The following is an 18,618-nucleotide window of genomic DNA, read 5'->3' on the forward strand; positions in this document are numbered from 1 at the left end:
TAAGTTGTTAGCTTCATCCTTGCTGTTAGTTGATTCTTAATGTCGCTATAGCTTCTCTGAATGATGGGAATTGATAGCCAAAGATTACAGGGTACCGCGGTTGAAATTCGTCATTCTGGACAGCGACGAAGGAGCGTGGTTAAAAATCTACTCGCTGAGAATGCTAGTTTTTAAGTTGTTAGCTTCAATCCTTGCTGTTAGTAGATTCCTGATGTCGCTATGGCTCCTCGGAATGACGGGAAATGATGGCCAAAGATTACAGGGCACCGCGGTTAAAACTCATCATTCTGAACAGCGACGAAGGAGCGTGATTCAGAATCTACTAGTTGAGAATGTAAGTGTTTAAGTTGTTAGCTTCATCCTTGCTGTTAGTAGATTCTTAATGCCGCTATGGCTCCTCGGAATGACAGGAAATGATGGTCAAAGATTATAGAGTACCGTGGTTAAAATTCGTCATTCTGGACAGCGACGAAGGAGCGTGATTCAGAATCTACTAGTCGAGCATGCAAGTGTTTAAGTTGTTAGCTTCATCCTTACTGTGAGTAGATTCCTGATGTCGCTATGGCTCCTCGGAATGACGGAAAATGATGGTCAAAGATTATATAGCACTGAGGTTCAAATTCGTCATTCTGGACAGCGACGAAGGAGCGTGATTCAGATTCCCCAAGAAGGAACCTAGGGTATTCCTTTACCCTAGGTCTCAATTTAATACTGGTCTTCAGACCAGCCATCACTATCGGACATATCGGGTGCGCCTGGGATGGTGTTTTCTTCATCTGCCCATTCACCAAAATCAATCATTTGGCATTGTTTACTGCAGAAAGGGCGATGAGGACTTTGTTCTCCCCATTCTACGTCGGCGCCACATTGTGGGCATTGAACGATGGTAACTTTAGACATAGTTGAGCGTCCCATTACTAATTGGTGTTAAAGGGTAGTATACCTAAACGAATTAAAGATGGCTTATTCAACGCGCTATTGCTGCTACGAAATTTTATCAAATATAAGCGCAATAAAGCGTTGAATTTTAGATTATGGAGGCGAGGCGTAGTGTCGTCTTAGCTGCAAACAGCAAGTTCAAATTCAATATCTTGTGTGCATGCTTGACCGTTTTCAAACGACATGAACTTGATCGCAAAGCGGTTTTTATGGCCTGAAATCATAGGATACACGCCATATTCCATTGGGATGTGAAGTCTTAGAATGTTGGCTTCATCAGCGTCACTTTGGAAGAAACCTGCACGACCGATTTGAGCTTTGAAATGTCCGGTCTCTCTAGTGAGCTTTAACCATAACGAAAGCGCATCAGATAAGGGCTTTAAGCTTGCTTGCCACTGTTGTGCATCACGCTTTTTACGTTCAATAGGTAGATGAAGCCAGTAGTGTAATGCTGGCAGATCAAAACAGCATGAACCACCCGGTAGATTAAAGCGTTGACGGATAGAGCTTAGGAAGCGATCTTCTTTTAATGCTTGGCCAAAACGTTCAGCACTCATTAGTTGGCTATGAACGACATCTATCTCTTGTAGCAAGGTATTTAATGCGTCTTGATCGACACCATCAACATTGAGCCAATGGCGGTACGACAGCCGTTGCTTCTCAAGATCTTTAGCCAGTTCACTTTTCAGTTGGATTTGTTCGAAGATCTCAACCATATCGAATAACGCACGGAAAAACAGTTGATACTGATGATTTTCGCTAAACCCAGAGGCCAAGTGAGCCTGACGCAGCAGAGACTCCACTCTTAGATAAATACGAGTTTTCTCATTTAACGGATGTTCAAATTTGTGCGTGGTCATCGACATAAGCCTTTGTGAGTTTCGTTCCTATTTTCGCAGATTTTTCTTACACATGGCTAGGTACTTTTCGTGCAAATCTGTGATTTGAAGCAAAAGATCAGGGTCACTTGGATTATTCTTAACCACATCGTCTGCAAGCGCGAGCCTTTGCTCTCTTGATGCTTGAGAGGCAAGGATGGCGCGAACTTGATCTTCACTCACATTGTCTCGTTTCATCGTGCGAGATATCTGTGTATTCGGTTCTACATCGACGACAAGAACGCGATCACACAAACTATCTAGCTTGTTTTCTACGAGCAACGGCACCACAAGTAACGCATACTTTGAAGTGACTTGCTGCAAATCTTCGATCATCTTTTCACGAATTATCGGGTGCAACAGTGCGTTGAGCCATGCTTTTTCATCTGAATTCGAAAAGATTTTTTCTCTCAGCTTTGCGCGATCTAAAGTTTGGTCTTCACGAACGATATCGTGACCAAAGTGTTCAATAATCGCGTTTAGGCCGGGAGTACCTGGCTCGACAACTTCTCTTGCGACAATGTCGGCATCGACGATATCGATTTTAAATTGTTGTTTGAACAGATTCGCGACGGTTGTTTTTCCACTAGCGATACCACCTGTTAAACCAATAACCAAAGCCATTTACACTCCTAGAACTGAAGTAAAGTACCAGTTTAAAATCTGGTCGCCCCAAATTAAGCTTATCCAACCAGCAATTGCTAAGTAAGGACCGAAAGGGAAAGCTTTTTCAATTCCCTGCTTTTGCAAGCGTAGTTGAATGATGCCAAATACGATGCCAACCACAGAAGAAAGTAGAATGATCATCGGCAGTGACTGCCAACCTAGCCAAGCTCCTAGTGCCGCCAGTAGTTTAAAATCACCATACCCCATTCCTTCTTTACCGGTAAGTAACTTAAAGCCCCAGTAAACGGACCAGAGACATAGGTAACCAGCAATAGCACCAATGACAGAATCTTGTAGAGTAACAGGACTTATTTCGACTAATGCTAAGGCAATGCCAGCCCAAGTTAATGGTAATGTTAATTGGTCAGGTAACAACATAGTATCGAGATCGATAAATGTTGCGGCGATTAAGATAAAAGTAAAAAAGAGTAGGGCAACGGTAAAGTAACTAAAACCAAAGTAATAAGCGATAAAGCCAGAACAGAACGCGGTGAGCAGTTCAATCAGTGGATAGCGTGCACTAATGGTTGCCTGACAGTTGTGACATTTGCCTTTTAAAAGCAGCCAGCTAATCACAGGAATGTTGTCGCGAATACGTATCGGTGTTGCGCATTTCTGGCAGGAGGAGCGTGGAACGCTCAAGGTCAGCACTTCTTTAGGAGGTTCTATTTTGTATTCAGGAAATGACTCGGCACATTCGCGTCGCCATTCTAGCTCCATGATTTTAGGTAGTCGATAAATAACCACATTGAGGAAGCTACCCACGATCAGACCGAAGATGGTGGCAAACACAACGAATAGCCAAGGGTAGTACTGGAATACTTCCATATTTGTCTCTTGAGCGATGAGTGAAATCAGCAAGATGCTGTTTTAAAGGAGTTAACAGCTCATTCTAGCCCAATACACTCATTAAGTTAAAGATTGGCAAGTACATTGCTGTCACTAATCCGCCAACAACGATACCTAAAAAAACGATAATTAGTGGCTCTAGGATTTTACTAAGGTTGTCGACGGTGTTGTCGACTTCAAACTCGTAGATTGTTGCAACTTTATTGAGCATATCGTCAAGTCGACCAGACTCTTCACCGATCATAACCATTTGTAACACCAATTCAGGGAACACATTACAGTTGCGCATGGCTACATACATTGGCATACCTGCGGCGGTATCACGGTAAACTTCTTCTATGGCGAGTTGATAGTGCAAGTTTCCTGAGGTTTTTGATGTGGTTTTTAAACTGGTTAGAATTGGAATACCCGCTGTAAAGCTTGTGGCGAGTGTTCGACTAAATTTGGCGATAGCGGCTTTTGATAATACGGGCCCGAGGACAGGAAATTTAAGCACAGAGCGATTGAGCATTAAGCGAAAAGAATCTGAACGCTTAGAGAGGATTCTCGCTGAGATGAATAGACTGATAGAGCCTAGTGCTATAAATGGGCTCCAGTTTTGTGTCCAGGCGGAAAGATCTAACACTTGCCTGGTAAACCACGGTAAGTCAGCACCAAAACCAACAAACATTTTTTCAAACTCGGGAATGACTTTGGTGAGCATGATAAACGACACTCCTAACGCTACTAGCACTACCATGGCTGGGTAAATCAGTGCTTTGATCACTTTCGCACGAAGCTGCTCATTTTTTTCTCGGTAGGTGGCTAAGCGCTCGAACACTTCCGCTAAGTTACCGGATTGCTCACCTGTTGCGATAAGGTCGGTATAGAGTGGGTCAAAGTGTTCACTTGCAGTGCGCATGGCTTTTGACATGGGCGTCCCCGCTTCAACGGCGCGTGTCACGCTCATCAAAATGGATTTCATCTCTGCTTTTTTATGATTTTCTGAGACCAATTTTAAAGCCTGAACTAAGGGTACACCGGTTATCAACATCGTCGAAATCTGACGGGTAAACACCGTGATGTCTCTGCCTTTCACGCGATGGCTGAGTTTAGTGAGAAACGAGATACTGCTTTTCTTTAACTTCTTGATCTTGATGTGCTGTGCGTCTAGACGCTCGCGTACTTCAATTTCTGTCATCGCGAGGGTTTGTCCAGACGTCTTTTTGCCTGAACTGTTGATGCCTTTCCAGCGGAAGTTTTTAAGTTGTGGTGTAGTGCTTTTCATAGAGGTGACTGCTGATTAAAGGATTAAAAATAAAGTACGCGCTGTAGTTCACTAAAACTTGTGATCCCTTGTTTGAGTTTTTCTATGCCCGACATTTGTAACGTGCTCATACCATTTGCGATGGCGAGTTTTTCTAGTTCATGTACCGAGGCACCTTTAATAAGCGCTTCGGAAAGAAATTCATCAAAGCGCATCACTTCATAAACCCCCGTTCGGCCGGAATAACCATGGGTACACTCATTGCATCCATCGGGATTGGCTTTAAAAATGTTGTCGCTTGCTTGAATTCCGAGATGTTGTAGCTGAACGGTAAGCTCTTGTGATTGTTTGCAGTGCGAGCACAGTTTACGGGCTAAGCGCTGGGCAATAATCAAACTAAGAGATGAGGCCAAGTTAAAGCTTTCTACGCCCATGTTTGATAAACGAATAACCGTTTCAGCCGCAGAATTGGTATGTAAGGTTGAAAGTACTAAGTGACCGGTTTGCGATGCTTTTATGGCGATTTCGGCGGTATCTAAATCACGAATCTCACCGACCATTACTACATCGGGGTCTTGACGTAAGAAAGAGCGCAGGGCTTCGGCAAAACCAAAACCAATCTTAGGCTGAACTTGAACTTGGTTAATGCCCGATAAGTTAATTTCTACTGGGTCTTCTGCCGTGGAAATGTTGATTTCTGGTTTATTGAGAATACTCAGCCCAGTGTACAGAGAAACGGTTTTTCCGCTCCCGGTTGGCCCTGTCATCAGAATCATGCCTTGTGGGCGACGCAGCGCATCCAAGTACAATTGTTTTTGTTGTTTGCTATAACCAAGCTTGTCGATATCCAATGACGCAGAGCTGCTGTCGAGCAGTCGTAGTACAATTTTCTCTCCAAATAGAGTAGGTAGCGTGGATACACGCATATCAATTGCGGTGTCTTGATTCAACTTGAGCTTAATACGCCCATCTTGTGGTAAGCGCCTTTCGGCAATATCAAGCTTAGAGAGGATTTTGATACGAGCGGATAAGCGGCGACTTAAGTGGCTTGGTGGCTGCTGTGTTTCAATTAAGATGCCATCACAGCGTAGGCGAACGCGGTACATCTTTTCATAAGGTTCAAAGTGGATATCGGATGCGCCTTTGCGCACAGCGTCCAACAGAATTTGGTTGATATAACGACTAACAGGAGATTCGTCTTGGCTCAAGTCTTCAATGTTGTCGATTTCATCTGCGCCCACGTCAACCAGATTGGCTAATTCTTCTTGGTTGATCTCTTTTAATCCAGACTTTTCTTGCCCAAGTGCTCGGCCATATAAGCGCCGAATCGCAGCGGTCAGCTCGCGAAAATCAGCGAGAACAAGCTCTACTTGCAACCCTGTCGCAAAACGAAAGTCATCTTCCGCTTGTAAGTTAGTTGGGTCTGCAACCGCGAGTGTTAATGTGGAAGATGTGCGATTGAGTGGCAAGGCATTATGTCGAGTGATCAGATCGCGCAAGCCAAGCTTTTGGCACAGCGACGAGTACTCATACTGACTGAGTGATGTGCAGGAAAGTCCAAAGATAGAGCTAAGGTGCTCAGTCAGCTCATGTGATTGGAAAAAGCCACAACTGAGCAAAGCCTCCGGCATTGAAATGCCAGAAGCTTTAGCTTGCTCAAGTAACGATTCTTCTTGGGAAAAAGACAGTATTCCCGCTTGACGAAGAACCGTTGAGAGGTTGGTTAGCATTACTAGTTAGTTGGGCAGAAATCTGCGTGGTTACCACCAGTAGAATTACATGTTACTCCCCATACCACTCCACTGTTACTTAAAGTTGGTGTTAAACGCACTTCAAAACCGGCTGGTAATCCACCTTTGCCATCAGTAGCATCAATAGTTGCGCTGATAAATGTGTCCGTATCAACTGTTCCTAGTGTTGTTTGCAATACAGAAGAGCTTATAGCAAACTTATCGTCACCAGTTGCCTTATCAAAAGTTTGCCCGTTAGGAACCCCACCAGTACCGTCCGTACAGTCCGTTTCAGAACTTAATAGACAGACACCCACGGCGGTTTTAAATGCATTCGACGCGTGTAACATCTCACTCGCGTGAGCTCGCTTTGTATAATTTTGGTATGCAGGAATTGCAAAAGCAGCCAAAACACCAATAATCGCCACCACAATCATCAATTCGATCAGAGTAAAACCCTGTTGTTTTTTCTGTTTACTGTTTTTCATTTTTAACCCTTTCCTAAAAATTAATAATGCTCTTGCATTAGCGAAAGATTATGGAGAGTTAAGGTGGGTTGAAAATGGGGAAGAGATGGGCTCTCGAGTGAGATAAAACTCTTTGGTGAAAAGTTGCATATCGCATGCAGAGTTTTGCGAGTAGTACTATTTTTTTAGTGGATAAAAAGAAAGGGCCAATTGGCCCTTTTAAATGATGAGTTACTCACAACTCACTGAGTTAGTTGAAGTAATTGAGATTGTGTTGCTTTTATTATTTGAAGCGCATCGAAAGATCCATCGCTTTTAGATGCTTAGTCAACGCGCCTACCGAAATGTAATCGACACCGGTTTCTGCGTATTCTGCGATGGTCTCTAGCGTAATGTTGCCGGAGTTCTCTAAAGCGGCACGACCTGCGTTAATCGCTACGGCTTCACGCATCATTTCTTTTGTGAAGTTATCGAGCATGATGATGTCGGCACCAGCCTCTATCGCTTGTTTCAACTCTTCTAAGCTTTCCGTTTCGACTTCTACCGGTTTGCCTGGGTTAAGCTCTTTCGCTTTTTGGATGGCTTGAGTGATGCCACCACAAGCAATAATGTGGTTTTCTTTAATGAGGTAAGCGTCGAACACGCCGATGCGATGGTTAAAGCCACCACCACACGTCACGGCGTATTTTAGTGCGCTACGCAGACCTGGAATGGTTTTACGTGTATCTAGTAGACGACACTCAGTATGCGCGATTTTTTCAGCGTACTCTGCGGTAACTGTTGCGCAGCCAGACAACGTTTGGATGAAGTTCATTGCGTTACGCTCACCAGTCAACAAGTCACGAGCAGGGCCTGTAAGCGTGCAAAGGGTTTGGTTGGGTTCGACTTTATCGCCGTCCTTTACGTGCCATTCAATGCTGACCTTGCCACCGAGCTGTTTAAAAACTTCATCAGCCCATGCTTGACCACAGAACACACCATGCTCACGAGTAATAATCGTTGCGGTATTAACCGCATCGGCAGGGATCAAAGATGCAGTAATGTCATTATCTGCGTCGACACTGCCACCTAGATCTTCTTTTAAGGTATCAGCGACAGAGCGAGTGATCTCTAAAGGGAGTTGTTGTTTAAGGTATTCTAGGCGTTCTTGAATGTTGTGTGTGTTCTTCATCGCAAATCTTGTCTTGAAAGGGAGATGGCAACGAATGATACTCTCCGGTGTCAATAATTTCAGCAGTTAATTTGCAAAGTAGAGAGGTTGATATGCGCCCAATTATCGAGAATGGCTGGCTGACACAAGCAAAGCATGTTCCGTCACCATTTTTTGATGCCCGCTCTGATATAAACGACATCTCTCTGCTGGTGGTACACAATATCAGTTTGCCTCCTGGGCAGTTTGGTGGACCATATATAGAGGACTTCTTCACTGGCAAGCTAGACCCAAATGAACATCCATTTTTTGAAGTCATTCACAAAATGGGCGTTTCTGCACATTGCTTGATTAAAAGAAACGGCGAGGTTGTTCAATTTGTTTCTTTTCTTGATAGAGCATGGCATGCCGGTCAATCCAGTTTCGCAGGCAGGGAGCGTTGTAATGACTATTCCATTGGTATCGAGCTTGAAGGGACAGAATTTACTGCCTACACAGAAGCGCAATATCAATCACTTGCAGAGATCACTGAGGTGATTATGCAGTCTTATCCTCAAATCACCCCGCCACGAATTACCGGTCATCAATATATTGCGCCCTTGAGAAAAAGCGATCCTGGTCTAAGCTTTGATTGGGTGAAATATAGACTGCTTATACAGCGTTGATTTGTAGCGAAAGTGTAAATTCAAAAAAGCGAAATAAATAAGGCATACGATCAGGTATGCCTTTTTTTGATACCAGAAATATTAATGATTGTTAAAAGTTAACTACATTTTTACGCTCGCACATGCCGTTTTGGTGAATAAATAGACTGATAATTTTGTCATTTTCTGTATTTCTTTTCCAAAACTGCTAGCACGTCGACTTCCCATTTGTATGCTTTATGTAATTGGTCATACCAATTCTATTGCTGTTTTAACAGTCGATTGTTATCAGAGTGTTGGAAGTAAGCTCGTTCTATGATTTAGGTCAATTTTCGGCTGGACAGTGGCGTTTTAATTATGTTAATTTCTGCACCAACTTAAAATTGGTATTACCAATTACCTGCAAGAGTAGAAGAACAATAAATTATGGCTTATCAAAGGATTCGTCAGCCAAAACTCTCTGATGTTATAGAACAAGAGTTAGAAAGGTTGATAGTGGAAGGAACATTGTCTCCGGGGCAACAACTGCCTCCAGAGCGTGAACTGGCAAAACAGTTCGATGTGTCTCGTCCTTCAGTCCGAGAAGCCATTCAACGCTTGGAAGCGAAGCGTTTGTTGACTCGTCGCCAAGGTGGCGGAACATTCGTAAGTGAGAATATCTGGAAGAGCTTTTCAGATCCCTTGTTGAATTTGTTGTCTAGTCATTCTGAAACCCAGCTTGATGTGCTTGAGTCTCGTCATGCGATGGAAGGAATTTCAGCCTACTTTGCAGCTTTACGTGGTACCGAAGAAGATTTTGCGCGTATTCAAGGTTGCCTTGAGCGCATTAGTCAAGAGCAAGCAAACAACGATATCGAAGCTGAATCTGCGGAAGTAATGCAATTTTTGATCGCTTTGACAGAGGCCGCGCACAACGTGGTTTTGTTGCACATTGTTCGAAGCTTAGCACCTTTGCTTGAGCAAAATATTCTACAAAATTTTAAATTACTACGTCGCCGCCCAGAAGCGGTCGAGAAAGTCAGTAAACACCGAGCCAATATCGTGGATGCGATTGTTTCTGGTCAGCCTGAAAAGGCGCGAGAAATGTCCCACTCGCACTTGGCTTACATCGAAGAAACATTGTTGGATTTGACTCGAGAAGAGTCTCGACGAGAGCGTTCTCTGCGTCGAATTCAGCAGGGTAATGACTCGTAAGAGCGTTACTTAAATAAGTAGATCCAACCAACAGAAGGATAGATCGCCATGTCTGATATGAAGCATGACGTAGATGCACTGGAAACTCAAGAATGGCTACAAGCGCTTGAGTCAGTTGTACGTGAAGAAGGTCTAGAGCGTGCTCAATTCCTATTAGAGCAAGTTCTAGATAAAGCACGTCTAGACGGTGTTGATATGCCAACAGGTATCACAACTAACTACATCAACACGATTCCTGCAGACCAAGAACCAGCATACCCAGGTGACACAACACTTGAGCGTCGTATTCGCTCAATTATTCGTTGGAACGCTATCATGATCGTTCTACGTGCATCTAAGAAAGACCTAGAGCTAGGCGGCCACATGGCGTCTTTCCAGTCTTCTGCTGCGTTCTACGAGACATGTTTCAACCACTTCTTCCGTGCACCAAACGAGAAGGATGGTGGCGACCTAGTTTACTACCAAGGTCACATTTCACCAGGTATCTACTCACGTGCATTCGTTGAAGGTCGTCTAACTGAAGAGCAGCTAGACAACTTCCGTCAAGAAGTAGACGGCAAAGGTATTCCTTCATACCCGCACCCTAAACTGATGCCTGAATTCTGGCAGTTCCCGACAGTATCGATGGGCCTAGGTCCAATCGCTTCTATCTACCAAGCTCGTTTCCTTAAGTACCTAGAAGGCCGTGGTCTTAAAGATACTTCAGAACAGCGCGTTTACGCGTTCCTAGGTGACGGTGAGATGGATGAGCCAGAATCACGTGGTGCTATCTCTTTCGCTGCGCGTGAGAAACTAGACAACCTATGCTTCCTAATCAACTGTAACCTACAGCGTCTAGATGGCCCTGTAATGGGTAACGGTAAGATCATTCAAGAACTTGAAGGTCTGTTCAAAGGTGCTGGTTGGAACGTAGTGAAGGTAATCTGGGGTAACAACTGGGATTCACTACTAGCTAAAGATACGACTGGTAAGCTTCTACAGCTTATGAATGAAACGATCGACGGCGACTACCAAACATTCAAATCAAAAGATGGCGCGTACGTACGTGAGCACTTCTTTGGTAAGTACCCAGAGACAGCTGCACTTGTTGCTGACATGACTGATGACGAAATCTTCGCACTTAAGCGTGGTGGTCACGAGTCTTCTAAGCTATACGCGGCATACAAAAACGCGGCAGAAACTAAAGGTCGTCCAACAGTAATCCTAGCTAAGACTGTTAAAGGTTACGGCATGGGTGAAGCGGCTGAAGGTAAGAACATCGCGCACCAAGTTAAGAAGATGGATATGACTCACGTACTACACCTACGTGATCGTCTAGGCCTTCAAGACATCCTAACTGACGAAGCAGTGAAAGAACTTCCGTACCTGAAACTTGAAGAAGGTTCAAAAGAGTACGAATACCTACACGCTCGTCGTAAAGCGCTACACGGCTACACGCCACAGCGTCTACCAAAATTCACTCAAGAATTCATCGTTCCTGAGCTAGAAGAATTCAAGCCACTACTAGAAGAACAGAAGCGTGATATCTCTTCTACTATGGCATTCGTACGTGCGCTAAACGTTCTACTTAAGAACAAGAACATTGGTAAGAACATCGTTCCTATCATTGCTGACGAAGCACGTACATTCGGTATGGAAGGTCTGTTCCGTCAAATCGGTATCTACAACCCGCACGGCCAAACTTACACACCAGAAGACCGTGGCGTTGTTTCTTACTACAAAGAAGCGACTTCAGGTCAGGTTCTACAAGAAGGTATCAACGAGCTAGGTGCTATGTCTTCATGGGTTGCTGCTGCGACTTCATACTCGACAAACGACCTACCAATGATCCCGTTCTACATCTACTACTCAATGTTCGGCTTCCAACGTGTTGGCGACATGGCGTGGATGGCTGGTGACCAACAAGCACGTGGTTTCCTACTAGGTGCAACTGCGGGTCGTACAACGTTGAACGGTGAAGGTCTACAGCACGAAGACGGCCACTCGCACATTTTGGCGGGTACGGTTCCTAACTGTATTTCTTACGACCCAACATTCGCGTACGAAGTAGCAGTAATCATGCAAGACGGTATCCGTCGCATGTACGGTCCAGAACAAGAAAACGTGTTCTACTACCTAACGCTAATGAACGAAAACTACGCAATGCCAGCAATGCCAGAAGGCGCTGAAGAAGGCATCCGTAAAGGTATCTACAAGCTAGAAACTTACACGGGCGACAAAGCGAAAGTTCAGCTAATGAGCTCTGGTACTATCATGAATGAAGTACGTAAAGCAGCTCAAATCCTAAGCGAAGATTACGGTGTTGCTTCTGATGTTTACTCTGTAACGTCATTCAACGAACTAACTCGCGATGGCCAAGATGCAGAGCGTTTCAACATGCTTCACCCAGAAGCGGAAGCGAAAGTACCTTACATCCAAACAGTAATGGGTACTGAACCTGCTATCGCAGCAACTGACTACATGAAGAACTACGCAGAGCAGGTTCGTGCATACATTCCTGCTGAGTCTTTCAAAGTTCTTGGTACTGATGGCTTCGGTCGTTCAGACAGCCGTGAAAACCTACGTCGTCACTTCGAAGTGAACGCAGGTTACGTAGTAGTAGCAGCGCTAACTGAACTAGCGAAACGTGGCGAAGTTGAGAAATCTGTAGTTGCAGAAGCAATTAAGAAATTCGACATCGACACAGAGAAAACAAACCCGCTATACGCTTAATTAAGAAGGTAGATAAGAAATGGCAATCGAAATTAATGTACCAGACATCGGTGCGGATGAGGTTGAAGTTACTGAGATTCTTGTAAGCGTTGGCGACAAGGTTGAAGAAGAGCAGTCTCTGATCACAGTTGAAGGCGATAAAGCTTCTATGGAAGTTCCTGCTTCTCAAGCGGGTATCGTTAAAGAAATCAAAGTTGCAGAAGGCGACAAGGTTTCTACTGGTTCTCTAATCATGATTTTCGAAGCCGAGGGTGCAGCTGACGCTGCACCTGCTCCTGCGGCAGAAGCAGCTCCAGCAGCAGCTCCAGCTCCAGCAGCAGCGGCAGAACTAAAAGAAGTTCACGTACCAGACATCGGTGGTGATGAAGTAGAAGTTACTGAAATCATGGTTGCCGTTGGCGACAGCATCGAAGAAGAGCAATCTCTTCTAACTGTTGAAGGCGACAAAGCTTCTATGGAAGTTCCAGCGCCATTCGCAGGTACTCTAAAAGAGATCAAAGTTGCAGCAGGCGATAAAGTATCGACTGGCTCACTTATCATGGTGTTCGAAACAGCAGGTTCAGGCGCTCCAGCAGCACCAGCGGCTGCTGAAGCTCCTGCGGCAGCAGCTCCAGCAGCGTCTGCGGCAAAAGAAGTGAACGTTCCAGATATCGGCGGCGACGAAGTTGAAGTTACTGAGATCATGGTTGCTGTTGGCGACACAGTGGAAGAAGAGCAATCTCTAATCACTGTTGAAGGTGACAAAGCTTCTATGGAAGTTCCTGCACCATTCGCTGGCACAGTTAAAGAAATCAAGATTGCAGCTGGCGACAAAGTGTCTACTGGCTCACTAATCATGGTATTCGAAGTGGCGGGTGCAGCACCTGCTCCTGCAGCAGCTCCAGCTCAAGCGGCAGCACCTGCAGCTCCGGCTCCTAAAGCAGAAGCTCCAGCGGCAGCAGCTCCAGCAGCGACTGGCGATTTCAAAGAAAACGATGAGTACGCTCACGCGTCTCCAGTTGTTCGTCGTCTAGCGCGTGAATTTGGCGTTAATCTTTCTAAGGTTAAAGGTTCTGGTCGTAAGAGCCGTATCCTAAAAGAAGACGTTCAAGCTTACGTGAAAGATGCACTTAAGCGTCTTGAGTCTGGCGCAGGTGCAGCAGCATCTGGCAAAGGCGACGGCGCGGCTCTTGGTCTACTACCATGGCCAAAAGTGGACTTCAGCAAGTTTGGTGAGACAGAAGTTCAACCGCTATCTCGCATTAAGAAGATCTCTGGCGCAAACCTACACCGTAACTGGGTAATGATCCCGCACGTTACACAGTGGGATAACGCAGACATCACTGCTCTTGAAGCATTCCGTAAAGAGCAAAACGCGATTGAAGCGAAGAAAGACACTGGCATGAAGATCACACCACTTGTGTTCATCATGAAAGCGGTAGCTAAAGCGCTTGAAGCGTTCCCAGCGTTCAACTCTTCTCTATCAGAAGACGGTGAGAGCCTAATTCTGAAGAAATACGTGAATGTTGGTATCGCGGTAGATACACCAAACGGTCTAGTTGTTCCTGTATTTAAAGACGTGAACAAGAAAGGCATCTACGAGCTATCTGAAGAGCTAATGGTGGTTTCTAAGAAAGCACGTGCTGGTAAGCTAACTGCGGCTGACATGCAAGGTGGCTGTTTCACTATCTCTAGCCTAGGCGGTATCGGCGGTACAGCGTTTACTCCAATCGTAAACGCACCAGAAGTTGGTATCCTAGGTGTGTCTAAGTCAGAAATGAAACCGGTATGGAACGGTAAAGAGTTCGAACCGCGTCTACAACTTCCACTGTCTCTATCATACGACCACCGTGTGATCGATGGTGCTGAAGGTGCGCGCTTCATCACTTACCTAAACTCATGTCTATCTGACATTCGTCGTCTAGTTCTGTAATAGAAATTAGATGAATGAGAGGCGGCAACTTAGCCGCCTCTGCTAATCATAATTACCGACAATTTGGTTATCAGCCTTGCTTCGTTCAGGGTTTTCACAATCGAATTGTTGTCTAGCTCACAGGCTAAATTGATTTACTTTTCACACCATTAACATCTCTGTAAACTGTTAGCGGTCTGAAAATAACTGTTTAAAACAAATCTCTCTTAAACATAAAAAATCGATACCCACTCAGCCTGTTAGGGATAATGACTACAAGAGGTCAAAATGAGCAAAGAAATTAAAGCCCAAGTTGTTGTACTTGGTTCTGGTCCTGCTGGTTACTCCGCTGCATTCCGTTGTGCGGACTTAGGTCTTGAAACTGTACTAGTTGAACGTTACAGCACGCTTGGCGGTGTATGTCTGAACGTGGGTTGTATCCCATCTAAAGCACTGCTTCACGTTTCTAAAGTAATTGAAGAAGCGAAAGCGATGGCTGACCACGGCGTTGTGTTCGGTGAGCCTCAAACAGACATCAGCAAAATCCGCATCTGGAAAGAAAAAGTTGTTAACCAACTAACTGGCGGCCTAAGCGGTATGGCTAAGATGCGTAACGTAACAGTAGTTAACGGTTACGGTAAGTTCACTGGCCCTAACTCTATCCTTGTAGAAGGCGAAGGTGAGCCAACAGTTGTTAACTTTGACAACGCAATCGTTGCGGCTGGTTCTCGTCCAATCAAACTGCCATTTATCCCGCATGAAGACCCACGTATTTGGGACTCTACTGACGCTCTAGAACTAAAAGAAGTGCCAGAAAAACTGCTTATCATGGGCGGTGGTATCATCGGTCTAGAAATGGGTACGGTTTACCACTCTCTAGGTTCTAAAGTTGAAGTTGTTGAAATGTTTGACCAGGTAATTCCTGCAGCAGACAAAGATATCGTGAAAGTATTTACTAAGCGTATTAAAGACAAGTTCAAGCTAATGCTAGAAACGAAAGTAACAGCAGTTGAAGCAAAAGAAGACGGTATCTACGTTTCAATGGAAGGCAAGAAAGCGCCAGCTGAAGCTGAGCGTTACGATGCGGTTCTAGTTGCTATCGGTCGTGTACCAAATGGTAAGCTAATCGACGGTGAAAAAGCGGGTCTAGAAATTGACGAGCGCGGCTTCATCAACGTTGATAAGCAAATGCGTACTAACGTTCCTCACATCTTCGCGATCGGTGATATCGTTGGTCAACCAATGCTTGCTCACAAAGGTGTGCATGAAGGTCACGTAGCTGCTGAAGTTATCTCTGGTAAGAAGCACTACTTCGACCCTAAAGTTATCCCTTCAATTGCGTACACTGAGCCAGAAGTGGCTTGGGTTGGTAAGACTGAAAAAGAAGCGAAAGAAGAAGGCATCAAGTACGAAGTAGCAACATTCCCATGGGCAGCATCAGGTCGTGCAATCGCATCTGACTGTGCAGACGGTATGACTAAGCTAATCTTCGACAAAGAAACTCACCGCGTAATCGGTGGTGCTATCGTTGGTACTAACGGTGGTGAACTACTTGGTGAAATCGGCCTTGCAATTGAGATGGGCTGTGATGCAGAAGATATCGCTCTGACTATCCACGCTCACCCAACTCTACACGAGTCTGTAGGTCTAGCTGCTGAAGTATTTGAAGGTTCAATCACTGACCTGCCAAACAAAAAAGCAGTTAAGAAGAAGTAAGCTTTTTCTGACTGAATGATAGAAGCCGCTGCATTGCAGCGGTTTTTTTATGCTTGTTATATAGAAATATAAATGTGTGCTTAGCTGACAGCAGACAATAAAAAGCCCACCAAACGGTGGGCTGACATATATTACGAGCTAAGCTTTAGTGTTCACGGTTGTAAATGCAAAGCATATCTAAGTATGAATTCACTAGATGTTTCAGCTCCGCTTCACCTTTAGCGCGGTTCGCTTGGACAAACAGTGAGTAACAAATACCGTGGAACAGGTTTGCCAAGTGTTCTGAATCGTGCTGGTCACACACTTCGCCACGTTCAATTGCTTTAATGAACATGTTTTGTACCAGCAACTGGTTAGTACGGTTAGTTGAAACAAACAATGGCCATACTTCGTCACGTGTTGAAGCACTCCACTCGAACCATACTTTTAGCCAGTGACAATCTTGGCTGACAAGCTCGATCATCGCATTAGTAATATTGGCGATGTTTTCACGTGCATGTAAGTCTAGGTCTATGTTATCCGATAGGAAGTTTGAGAACTGACGTACGACGTGATTGAGAACTTCATCCACCAAGTCTTCGCGTGTAGGGAAGTAGTTAAAAACAGTCGCTACAGAAACTTGAGCAATTTCTGCGATATCTGCGTGACCACCACGACCGATGCCGCGGCGCGCAAATACTTCCAATGCGATTTCCATTAACTGTTGCTTACGCTTAATTGGAGAAAGCCTAGTTCTAGGTCTCTTTGCAATTGAGTCCATATCCATTTTCCTTGCCATTTGAGTTGATATTGGGGGTAACCCCCTAATTGATTATTTTAATAGTTGCTTAAAGCAGTGATGAGTGTAATGGTGCATATGCACAAGGTCAACATCTGTAGAACAATTTATATACAGTAATGTCATTATTATTGATAAATTTAGCTATGAACTTTATAAAACTAAGACCTTCTTCCAAGATTTTTTGGCAACAGGATGCGACTTTCAACCCAATGAACGTGGTGATACACTACACGCCGTAAGATTAGGTGATCGTTTGCGTGCGACTTACCTCAACCCACAAATTTAGATTGAGCACAGTATGAAACATACAATAGAAGTCATGATTTCTGAGCAAGAAGTTCAGGAGCGAGTTCGTGAATTAGGCAAACAAATTACAGAGCGTTATCAAGGTAGTGAAGATCTTGTGTTGGTAGGCTTATTGCGTGGCTCATTTGTATTTATGGCAGACTTGGCACGTGCTATCGAACTGACTCACCAAGTTGATTTTATGACTGCGTCAAGCTACGGCAATACGATGGAAAGCTCACGTGACGTTCGTATCTTGAAAGATTTGGATGATGACATCAAAGGTAAAGACATTCTGCTTGTTGAAGACATCATTGACACTGGTAACACACTAAATAAAATCCGTGAGATTCTTTCGCTACGTGAGCCGAAGTCTATCGCTATTTGTACGCTCCTAGATAAGCCATCTCGTCGTGAAGTGAATGTTCCTGTGGATTGGATTGGTTTCGAAATTCCAGATGAATTTGTCGTTGGGGTGGGTATTGATTACGCGCAGAAATACCGCCACTTACCATACATCGGTAAAGTTGTACCTCAAGAATAATCATTGAGAGCAGCATTAAAAATATAAAAAAAACGCCCATCTAAGATGGGCGTTTTTTGTTCAACTTTTAGATATGACTTAGCGACAAAGCAGCTTGTTATCTGTATTTAGAATCGTCGAAAGAGCTTTCTGGTAAGACGCTTCTACGGTTTCCTTAGAGTTAGAACGAATGCCTAAGTACTCTAAGCGACCATCTTCAATTCCGTATACCACACCATGAATTTCAACATCTTGTCCACGCTCCCAAGCGTTTTGCAGGATGGTTGAGTTACCCAAGTTGTACACTTGCTCTGCAACATTAAGCTCGCCTAGTTTATCCGCTCGATCTTGTTGCGGCATTTGATCTAGGTAAGTGCGGTGTTTGAAATAGATATCTCTGATATGTAACAGCCAATTATTAATAAGACCTAGCTTAGGGTTATCAATGGCTGCATTTACGCCACCACATCCATAGTGTCCACAGACAATGATGTGTTTAACCTTAAGAACGTCTACGGCGTACTGGACGACGGATAGACAGTTGAGATCAGTATGGATAACTTGGTTTGCAACATTCCGATGAACAAAGAGTTCACCTGAGTATAGTCCGGTTAGTCGCTCGGCAGGGACGCGGCTATCAGAGCAGCCAATCCAAAGAAAATCAGGCTTTTGCCCCTCAGCGAGTTTTGCGAAGTATTCAGGTCGATCAGATTTGATCTCTTGAGACCATTTCGAATTGTTTTCAAATAACTGTTTTATTTCCGGCATTTTGCAAACTACTTCCCTTAAAAGACAAAATCGCTGCCGCTGTTTGTGTGCACATGCAAGCGATCAGTGTTGTAACTATACACAATGTTACAATTTCGATCTCGTTAAATATTCGTCAGATAGGACTCATCTGACTAGTTTTCATTAAGAAAAAAGTAAAATCTGGTGAAACTATTTGT

The 18,618-nt window shown here is 44.4% G+C and carries 16 protein-coding genes; 6 read left to right on the forward strand and 10 right to left on the reverse strand.

The genetic code is table 11. The annotated features are described in order from the left end of the window. Positions 1–705 precede the first annotated feature (705 nt). From yacG to nadC, 8 genes are all read right to left on the reverse strand, one after another. Positions 706–900 (reverse strand): DNA gyrase inhibitor YacG, encoded by a 195-nt coding sequence (yacG, locus tag R7190_RS20255; RefSeq protein WP_017635922.1) that lies wholly within the window; start codon positions 898–900, stop codon positions 706–708. Positions 901–1,058: 158 nt separating this feature from the next. Then, complete coding sequence (gene zapD / locus R7190_RS20260) at positions 1,059–1,799, reverse strand: cell division protein ZapD (protein WP_017820392.1); 741 nt, start codon at positions 1,797–1,799, stop codon at positions 1,059–1,061. Between the two features lie 27 nt (positions 1,800–1,826). Then, positions 1,827–2,441: a dephospho-CoA kinase gene (coaE, locus tag R7190_RS20265; RefSeq protein WP_186584665.1), complete on the reverse strand. Its 615-nt coding sequence runs from the start codon at positions 2,439–2,441 to the stop codon at positions 1,827–1,829. Next, positions 2,442–3,311: a prepilin peptidase gene (locus R7190_RS20270; RefSeq protein WP_017635919.1), complete on the reverse strand. Its 870-nt coding sequence runs from the start codon at positions 3,309–3,311 to the stop codon at positions 2,442–2,444. 64 nt (positions 3,312–3,375) lie between these two features. Further along, positions 3,376–4,599, reverse strand: coding sequence for a type II secretion system F family protein (locus tag R7190_RS20275; protein WP_017635918.1), 1,224 nt, complete (start codon positions 4,597–4,599; stop codon positions 3,376–3,378). Between the two features lie 23 nt (positions 4,600–4,622). Beyond that, complete coding sequence (gene pilB, locus R7190_RS20280; RefSeq protein ID WP_318137593.1) at positions 4,623–6,308, reverse strand: type IV-A pilus assembly ATPase PilB; 1,686 nt, start codon at positions 6,306–6,308, stop codon at positions 4,623–4,625. Between the two features lie 2 nt (positions 6,309–6,310). After that, on the reverse strand, positions 6,311–6,796 hold the full coding sequence (locus R7190_RS20285; RefSeq protein ID WP_025768185.1) for a pilin: 486 nt from the start codon (positions 6,794–6,796) through the stop codon (positions 6,311–6,313). Positions 6,797–7,058: 262 nt separating this feature from the next. Next, a complete protein-coding gene (gene nadC / locus R7190_RS20290) occupies positions 7,059–7,946 on the reverse strand; it encodes a carboxylating nicotinate-nucleotide diphosphorylase (RefSeq protein WP_005379983.1) in 888 nt (295 codons plus the stop codon). A gap of 92 nt (positions 7,947–8,038) precedes the next feature. Here nadC and ampD point away from each other — a divergent pair, with 92 nt between their 5' ends. The 5 genes from ampD (at position 8,039) to lpdA (ending at position 16,082) form a co-directional block, all read left to right on the forward strand. Then, positions 8,039–8,590: a 1,6-anhydro-N-acetylmuramyl-L-alanine amidase AmpD gene (gene ampD, locus R7190_RS20295; RefSeq protein WP_042521337.1), complete on the forward strand. Its 552-nt coding sequence runs from the start codon at positions 8,039–8,041 to the stop codon at positions 8,588–8,590. Positions 8,591–8,995: 405 nt separating this feature from the next. After that, the gene (pdhR, locus tag R7190_RS20300; protein ID WP_005379989.1) at positions 8,996–9,763 is read left to right on the forward strand and encodes a pyruvate dehydrogenase complex transcriptional repressor PdhR; all 768 of its coding nucleotides are present in this window, start codon (positions 8,996–8,998) and stop codon (positions 9,761–9,763) included. Between the two features lie 48 nt (positions 9,764–9,811). Further along, a complete protein-coding gene (gene aceE / locus R7190_RS20305) occupies positions 9,812–12,475 on the forward strand; it encodes a pyruvate dehydrogenase (acetyl-transferring), homodimeric type (protein WP_005386612.1) in 2,664 nt (887 codons plus the stop codon). 19 nt (positions 12,476–12,494) lie between these two features. Continuing rightward, positions 12,495–14,387, forward strand: coding sequence for a pyruvate dehydrogenase complex dihydrolipoyllysine-residue acetyltransferase (aceF, locus tag R7190_RS20310; RefSeq protein WP_132936923.1), 1,893 nt, complete (start codon positions 12,495–12,497; stop codon positions 14,385–14,387). A gap of 267 nt (positions 14,388–14,654) precedes the next feature. Next, entirely contained in the window at positions 14,655–16,082 is a 1,428-nt protein-coding gene (gene lpdA, locus R7190_RS20315) for a dihydrolipoyl dehydrogenase (protein WP_005379993.1), read from the forward strand. A 145-nt stretch (positions 16,083–16,227) separates the two neighbouring features. On the opposite strand, the gene opaR is transcribed toward lpdA, so the two are convergent. Continuing rightward, positions 16,228–16,842, reverse strand: a complete 615-nt coding sequence (opaR, locus tag R7190_RS20320) for a transcriptional regulator OpaR (protein ID WP_005379994.1) — start codon at positions 16,840–16,842, stop codon at positions 16,228–16,230. A 319-nt stretch (positions 16,843–17,161) separates the two neighbouring features. Between opaR and hpt the strand changes: the two genes are divergently transcribed. Next, the gene (gene hpt, locus R7190_RS20325; RefSeq protein WP_005379995.1) at positions 17,162–17,692 is read left to right on the forward strand and encodes a hypoxanthine phosphoribosyltransferase; all 531 of its coding nucleotides are present in this window, start codon (positions 17,162–17,164) and stop codon (positions 17,690–17,692) included. Positions 17,693–17,770: 78 nt separating this feature from the next. Here the strand turns inward: hpt and can are convergent, their stop codons facing one another. Next, on the reverse strand, positions 17,771–18,439 hold the full coding sequence (gene can / locus R7190_RS20330; protein ID WP_005379996.1) for a carbonate dehydratase: 669 nt from the start codon (positions 18,437–18,439) through the stop codon (positions 17,771–17,773). Positions 18,440–18,618 lie beyond the last annotated feature (179 nt).

This window comes from Vibrio sp. 1078-1 (assembly GCF_033340475.1).